Origin of the sequence: Shimia sp. R9_1 (assembly GCF_017743775.1) — a bacterium.
GTDB lineage: Bacteria > Pseudomonadota > Alphaproteobacteria > Rhodobacterales > Rhodobacteraceae > Shimia.
Genome location: NZ_JAGHRN010000004.1, coordinates 413879 through 420654, shown reverse-complemented (window position 1 = coordinate 420654; position 6776 = coordinate 413879). Strand labels below are relative to the sequence as shown.

General features: G+C 59.0%; 7 protein-coding genes. 3 read left to right on the top strand and 4 right to left on the bottom strand.

Features of this window, described 5'->3' with window-relative positions:
* The first annotated feature begins 474 nt into the window (after window positions 1–474).
* Both J7399_RS15375 and J7399_RS15370 read left to right on the top strand, forming a co-directional pair.
* The gene (locus tag J7399_RS15375) at window positions 475–1020 is read left to right on the top strand and encodes a hypothetical protein (protein WP_209087316.1); all 546 of its coding nucleotides are present in this window, start codon (window positions 475–477) and stop codon (window positions 1018–1020) included.
* Window positions 1021–1150: 130 nt separating this feature from the next.
* Window positions 1151–2062 (top strand): DMT family transporter, encoded by a 912-nt coding sequence (locus J7399_RS15370; RefSeq protein ID WP_209087314.1) that lies wholly within the window; start codon window positions 1151–1153, stop codon window positions 2060–2062.
* Here the strand turns inward: J7399_RS15370 and J7399_RS15365 are convergent.
* Entirely contained in the window at window positions 2019–2699 is a 681-nt protein-coding gene (locus tag J7399_RS15365; protein WP_209087311.1) for a thiamine diphosphokinase, read from the bottom strand. The genes J7399_RS15370 and J7399_RS15365 overlap by 44 nt on opposite strands.
* 140 nt (window positions 2700–2839) lie before the next feature.
* On the opposite strand from J7399_RS15365, the gene J7399_RS15360 reads away from it, so the two are divergent.
* Entirely contained in the window at window positions 2840–5326 is a 2487-nt protein-coding gene (locus J7399_RS15360) for a hypothetical protein (RefSeq protein WP_209087309.1), read from the top strand.
* A gap of 63 nt (window positions 5327–5389) precedes the next feature.
* Here the strand turns inward: J7399_RS15360 and J7399_RS15355 are convergent, their stop codons facing one another.
* From J7399_RS15355 to J7399_RS15345, 3 genes are all read right to left on the bottom strand, one after another.
* Entirely contained in the window at window positions 5390–5941 is a 552-nt protein-coding gene (locus tag J7399_RS15355) for a DUF4166 domain-containing protein (protein ID WP_209087307.1), read from the bottom strand.
* Entirely contained in the window at window positions 5938–6405 is a 468-nt protein-coding gene (locus J7399_RS15350; protein ID WP_209087305.1) for a DCC1-like thiol-disulfide oxidoreductase family protein, read from the bottom strand. The genes J7399_RS15355 and J7399_RS15350 overlap by 4 nt, the downstream gene beginning before the upstream one ends.
* A gap of 122 nt (window positions 6406–6527) precedes the next feature.
* On the bottom strand, window positions 6528–6773 hold the full coding sequence (locus J7399_RS15345; RefSeq protein ID WP_209087303.1) for a DUF2842 domain-containing protein: 246 nt from the start codon (window positions 6771–6773) through the stop codon (window positions 6528–6530).
* Window positions 6774–6776: the final 3 nt, after the last annotated feature.

Below are 6776 nucleotides of genomic sequence, written 5' to 3'. Positions count from 1 at the left end.
TCCAATGGGCGCCCGGCCTGCCCAAGACCCGCTCCGGCAAAATCATGCGCCGCATCCTGCGCAAGATTGCGGAAAACGACTACGGATCGCTGGGGGACACCTCCACGCTGGCAGACCCCGCCGTGGTTGATGATCTTATCGAGAACCGCATGAACCGATAGACCTTCCCGAGCCGGGCGCACACTCCAGCGCCCGGATCACTCCCTGTCGGGCTGGCCCTCGCGTCAGCCCGTTTTTTTTTGGGGGGGAATGCACCACCAAGCAAGTACATACAAAACGACAAATCGGACCCCGCACTACGGTCACGGGAACGTCACAAAATTAGTGCGCGCGCATACAAGACGTGGAATGTGAAAATATGTCCAAACTAAAAGCAATCTGCTAAACAAGAAATGTGGTTTGCGCCGCCAGAACTCTCGCGAGCAGGTTTATAGCTCAAATAATTTCATAGTTTTCTGGGTATGAGTAAATTCAATGGCTGAAAACAGAACTGAAGCATTGCTTGCCTATGCGAACGAACATTACGCACACGCCAGAGATCATGAACACCTAAGATCTCAGGTGACAGCTATTCTATCAGCAGGATCAATTGTCCTTTTGAGTGTCGCTATCGACAAATTTAGAACTGACTCCTTACTAACGATTATTGCCAGTATCATGGTCGTTCTACTTGGAGCGTTGAACCTGCGCCTTAATATCCTCCATTCGAACCGCTTCAGAGCGCATGTCAATGCCGCGCAAAAGGCATTGAAGGGTGTCGAAGGGACCAGTGACAAGGATACCATCACAATTGCTGCATGCAGATCAGTTTTTGAGGAAGCAAAGAAAGGTAGTTTGTCGTCAACCTGGAACCTTCTGCCTTGGTTACTTATGATTCTAGGTCTTTGCCTAGCAGTATATAGCCTAGGCCAGACAAATGCTTGTCACTCGTCTGCGCAGGTCGAGAACAATCACCCTTCAGGTGTGATATGTGAAACTGGCGCAAAAGCTGATCAAACAAGTCAGGACTGCGGTGGCTGAGGTTTGATAGAAAGAAAGATTGCCACCTCTTGCGGATTCTCTCATCCTATGCAATCGCTTCTAAACGCCTTATCCGGGAAAGCGTGTTCCACAGGTTGAACAACCGTTCACTCCTCCCTAACCTGCCCCAATGTCTCATGCTGATCGCCCGCTTCTCGGCATCCTGTTGATGCTTGGCTTCTGTGTGCTTGCCCCTCTGGGCGATGCCACGGCAAAGCTGCTGTCAAACGTCCTGCCGCTGGGCATGCTCATCCTTGTGCGCTTCTCCATTCAGGCGGCGATTCTGATCCCGATTGTCATCGCGACAAGCCGTCCGTGGCGTTTGCGACCACAGTTGATGGGCCTCGTGATCTGGCGCACGCTTTTGCATATGGCGGGCATCGGCTGCATGTTCACCGCCCTGCGTTACCTGCCGCTGGCCGATGCGGTGGCCATCGCCTTTGTTATGCCTTTCATCATGCTGATGCTGGGAAAATACATTCTGGGCGAAGAGGTTGGCCTGCGCCGCCTGATGGCCTGCATCGTCGGCTTTTCCGGCACGCTGATGGTGATCCAGCCCAGCTTTGTGGAGGTCGGCGCGCCAGCGCTTCTGCCGCTGGCCGTAGCGGTGATCTTTGCGCTCTTTATGCTGGTCACCCGCCAGATCGCCAAAGAGGTTGACCCCATCGCCCTGCAGGCCACCAATGGGGTGATTGCCACCGCGCTCCTGCTTCCGGCCCTGCTGATCGGCCATCAGCTTGGCGTGGCGGAGCTCTCCTTCATCCGGCCGACCGGCAGCACATGGGGGCTTTTGCTGCTCATCGGGCTGCTCGGCACCGTGGGCCATCTCTTCATGTCGTGGTCCCTGCGCTATGCGCCCTCCACCACGCTCGCCTCCATCCAATATGTGGAGATCCCCTTTGCCGCGCTGGTAGGCTGGCTGATCTTTGGCGACTGGCCCAATGCGCTGGCCTCGCTGGGCATCTGTGTCACCATGGGCGCCGGGCTTTATGTGATCTTCAGGGAGCGGGCCAGCCTTCGGGCGTCGCCAGAAGCTGGCTGACCAACAGCCCCAGATGTGCCTTGGGCAGGATCAAGAGCATCCCCGGCGCCTCAACCTCAAGCTGCACAGCTCCGGTGGCCTCATTGGAGGTCCCCACCATGCCATCCGGCGCAAAGCCAATCCCGTCAATCGGCCACTTCAGCCCCTCTGAGCGCCCCTGCACCGCGCGCATGGGAAACAGCGACACCCGCGTGCCTGCGGCCAGAGGCAGCGACAGCTTTGGCGGCAGCATACAGACCACATCGCTCTCGCCGATGATGACACAGCGCCGACCCGCATGCCGCACCAGAGCGTTGTAGCAGGCCAGCTCATGATCCACCCGAGCGCCGGTAAAGCCCACCGCCAGCACCAGCGGTGCAGAAATATGCCGCAAAGCTTTGACAAAATCCGTGCTATCTTGTTCTGAAACAAAAATTAACTGTTCTGGCGGTATCGATTCTCGCATGTTCTTTGGAAGCGAATCCAGATCCCCGATCACCACCTCCGGCATGTGCCCGGCGCTCAGGCAATGGGCCGCCCCGCCATCCGCCGCCACAAGGGTTGGCCCCAGTTCGAGGGCCGCAGACAGGTCGGACGGATCCAAAGAACCCGCGCCCGCCAAGGTTATTGGTGCAAATTTTTGAAGAATTTGGCACATATTGTGGTCGCCCCCCTATCCCCGCGTAGTTGGACACATTTTCGCCCCAAAATCATACTCTAAGTTTCACAGATTCGTTCACGTTTCGACGTTCCTTGAGTGATAGTTTGGTTGCTGAGTAGTGCAAAGGACCCGCAAAGATGGTTACGAATAACAAAGTACTCACGGTTTCATACGGGACGTTCTCCTGCACCCTTGAAGGGTTTGAGGAGTCGTTTGACACAATGAAAGCCATCGCTGAGTACTTCCGCGATCTGGCCGCGGATGATCGGTACTTTGGTGCCGAGCCTCCCACCCCGGACGCTGAAATGCTTGCCCGTATTGCGGAGAAAGAAATTGCCCGCCGCGTGAGCGCACGTATGGATCAGGGCACCATCGTTCTGAGCACCAATGCGCCGCAAGCCGCCGAAGCCCCTGCACCTGTTCAAGCACCGGCTCCAGCACCTGTTGCCGAAGCTCCGGTAGCAGCCCCTGCACCCGCAGCCCCCGCCGCTGCGGCTCCGGTGCAAGCGCCCGTCGAAGCACCAGCGCCTGCCCCTGTTGCCGAAGCTCCAGCTCCCGCACCGGTTGAGCCTGATGTTGTTGAGCCTGAACCCGAAGACATCGTGGCCGCCGAAGAGATCGCTGTTGTGGCAGAGGCCGAAGCCACCCCTGTTGCTGCACCTGTCGCTGAAGACACGCCCCAAAAGGACGTGATCGAGGCAGAGGCCGCCCCAAGCGTGACAGACAGCGTGCTTGCTGCCATCGCAGACGACACGCTCGACACCCCTGCGACCGACGATGCAAACGCCTTCATCGAAGACACGCCTGAAGACGCCGCCGAAGAGACCCCGATTAACCTCGGCGCCATCGCCGCTGCGGTGAATGCCGATGTGGCTGAGGACGATCTGGCGGAAGAGGCTGTTGAAGAGGCCGTCGAAGAGCTTCCTGCAGCAGCAGAAGACGTGGTGGAAGAGGCCGCGGAGCTTGCAGAAGAAGACACCGTTGAAACCGCCGCCGAAGACACTGCCGAGGATCTGGCCGAAGAGCTGACGGAAGAAGTCGCCGAGGAAGCTGACGCGCTCGACATTTCTGAAGAAGCAGACGCCCCGCTGATTTTGGAGAACGCGGTGGAAGACACCGTTGATCCTTTCGCCACTGAGGCAGATGAGGCCCCCGAAGCCCCTGAGGCCGTGGCAGACGCAGAGGCGCGCGAAGAGGCAGAAGCCGACGGCGAACCTGAAGTTGCCGACCTGTCTGACTGGGACGAAGACGAGGCAGACAGCGCCGCCTATGAGGAAAACTCCATCGCGGCCAAACTGGAGCGCATCCGCGCCGTTGTCTCCCGCGCCGATAGCGCCAAATCCGACGCCGCTCCGATGGACGCAGACGCCGAGGAAGATGGCGAGACCGCTGCAGACAGCAACATCTTTGAAGAAGAAGACGCCGCGCTGTATCAGGACGTCGCACCTGTAGAGCAGGCTGCGAATGAGGAAACGGAAGACGCCCCGACTTCTGAGGATGTGCTGTCAGAAGATGACTTCGCCGCCGTCACCGAAGCTGTTGCCGAAGCGGATCCCCAGATCGAAGACGACGCGCCGGAAGCAGAAGCCCAGCCGCTGCGCGCCCGCGTCGTGCGCATGAAAAAGGCCGACTTCGAAGAGGCGGTTGCCGCCGGTCTGCTGGAAGCGGAACCTGTGGATGAGGACGAAGAGGAAACAGCCGAGGCGGCCCCAACCTCCAGCCTGACACCTGAAGACGAAGCGGATTTGCTTTCTGAGCTGGCCAAAGTGCAAGCCGAACTCAAAGAGGCAGACGCCGTAGCCGACGCAGCTCCGGAAAAAGAAGAAAACCTCTTTGCCGAAGACCTCTCTGAGGACACCGCAACGGAAGCTGACGAGGAAGCCGCCGCCCCCGCATCAGAGCGCCCGCAGCAGCCAGAGCCGGATCTCAGCCGCCTGATGGCCAAAGCGGACAGCGAAATGCAGGAGCCCGCCGGCAAAGGCCGCCGCAGCGCAATCGCGCATCTGCGCGCCGCCGTCGCCGCCACCCGCGCCGAAAAACACGCCGTTGCGAACAAGAGCAAAGACGGCACAACCGCCTACCGCAGCGATCTTGCCAGCGTTGTGCGCGCCGCCACAGGTGGCGCCACATCCGCAGCGGCCCCGCTGAAACTGGTGGCGGCCCAGCGCATCGACAGGCCTGCCGAGACCGAAGAAAAATCCGCTCAACCAGCGAGCACTGCCCCCAAGAAAGCGCCGCGCCGCATCCCTGTTCGCCCGCGTCGCATTTCCGCTGATCAGGTCGACCGCGAAGAAGCTGCTCGCGCGGCGGCTCCGGTCAGCTCGGGCAGCTCTGCGATGAGCGGGTTTTTGGACTACGCCAAATCCGTTGGCGCCACCCAGCTGCCTGAAAGCGTTGAGGCCGCAGCGGCCTATCTGACCTATGTGGAAGGTCTGGACCGTTTCACCCGCCCGATGCTGATGCGTATGGCCCGCGAAGTGAACGTCCCGCAGTTCTCCCGCGAAGAAGGTCTGCGCAGCTTCGGCCAACTCCTGCGCCAGCAAAAGATCGACAAACTGGCCGGTGGCCGTTTCACCGCCAACCAAGCGATCAATTTCCAGCCCCGCGACCGCGAAGCGGGCTGATTTTTACTGCATTCAGACGAGAGAACCCCGGCCGTTGGTCGGGGTTTTTGCTTTGTGGAGATTTCACCCCAAAACTTGGTCATCGGGCACCAGATATCCCTGATACCGCACAATCAATGCACCACTCAAAGGCGCTCGAAGTGCCACATCAAAGTGGAAGCGATTGTTCGCAACAAACTCACGTGTTTCACTTTCTGGCAATGTCCAACGCGGCAACGGAATACCCAAAAACCAGCCGCGCCTGAGCGGCATTGAAACAACACCGTTGCTGACGTCGAGATCCACCTCAAATAGAAACGCGCCAAATCGTTCGCGAAAACGACCCGCCTCTGGCGCAGGTGCGCACCGCGACCGAAATCGCTTCAAATCGAACTGTCGCTCCCAGAGCTCTCCGTTCGCTTCACGTGTTTTGGTCACCTGAACCGGACATGCATCCGCCGCTGGTGGAAACCCAAATAGAGAAGCAATCAGGCGTGGAATGAATTGCCTCCCACGTTCGACACGCGCAATCCCTGCGAACCTCCGGACATCAGAAACTTCGTGCAAATCTCTGATTTCGCGAGGCAATTCAAACCAAGCCGCCCCAAAGGCCCGTTCAAAATGCGGTGAATTCACTCCAGCAACAACCTCGCCTTAAGCCGTGCATCCGGCAGTGCGCACATATCAGCCCGGCCAAACAGCGCATAGCGGTTGCGCGCAATGCGGCGGTAGATCCAATCCTGGACCGCACGCGGCAGAAGCCTCAGCGGCCACATCAGATGACCCACGCCACCCACTTCGGCCCCGACCCGAATGATGGCATCAAGCGAGCTGTAAGCGCGCCCATCAACAATCAGAAGCCAGCTTTCCGGATCATCTGGCCGCAAGCCATAATGCGCCAAAAGCGCGGTGCCCAGCGCGGTCTGTCCGGGGCAAATCCGAAACCGCTCGGCGCGATCAAACCGCGCAATCATCCGCGCCCCAAAGCTGCACAGCGCACAGTCCCCGTCCATCACGGCAATGGGTCCGCTGTCGTCAAAACCCGGGATCGCGGGATCGTCGCGGTAAGAAAACGCGGTGCGTTCTGGAAGCTGCGCCATGGCTCTTGCCTCTCCTGTCTGCCGACAGCCTCGCAAACCCTGACCTACCCCGCAACCCCGCAGCAAAAACGAAAACGGCGACACAAAGGTGTCGCCGCTCTCTAAATCAATTTAGGCCGCGCTTATTGCGGATCATCGTCAAACCGATGCGGCGCGGCATTGGGGTCTTCTTGGCCAATGCCTTTGAAAACCGACTTGAACGGCAGGATCCACACAATCCCCAGCACGACATAAAGCGCCAGCGTCCCGATGAAGGAATTTGGCGAAAGCGTCGTGGCCAGAACGGACGCCAGGATGATGTAGATCGGCAGCCCCACCACGAGAACCAAAAGCGCAACGCGCCGCCGTGCCTTGTAGCTCAGTGCCATCTC

What these genes read in the sequence shown, in the direction of transcription:
- J7399_RS15375 (WP_209087316.1), top strand. Translation starts at nt 475, where the DNA reads ATGGCTGAAAACAGAACTGAAGCATTGCTTGCCTATGCGAACGAACAT.
- J7399_RS15370 (WP_209087314.1), top strand. Translation starts at nt 1,151, where the DNA reads ATGTCTCATGCTGATCGCCCGCTTCTCGGCATCCTGTTGATGCTTGGC.
- J7399_RS15365 (WP_209087311.1), bottom strand. Translation starts at nt 2,699, where the DNA reads ATGTGCCAAATTCTTCAAAAATTTGCACCAATAACCTTGGCGGGCGCG.
- J7399_RS15360 (WP_209087309.1), top strand. Translation starts at nt 2,840, where the DNA reads ATGGTTACGAATAACAAAGTACTCACGGTTTCATACGGGACGTTCTCC.
- J7399_RS15350 (WP_209087305.1), bottom strand. Translation starts at nt 6,405, where the DNA reads ATGGCGCAGCTTCCAGAACGCACCGCGTTTTCTTACCGCGACGATCCC.
- J7399_RS15345 (WP_209087303.1), bottom strand. Translation starts at nt 6,773, where the DNA reads ATGGCACTGAGCTACAAGGCACGGCGGCGCGTTGCGCTTTTGGTTCTC.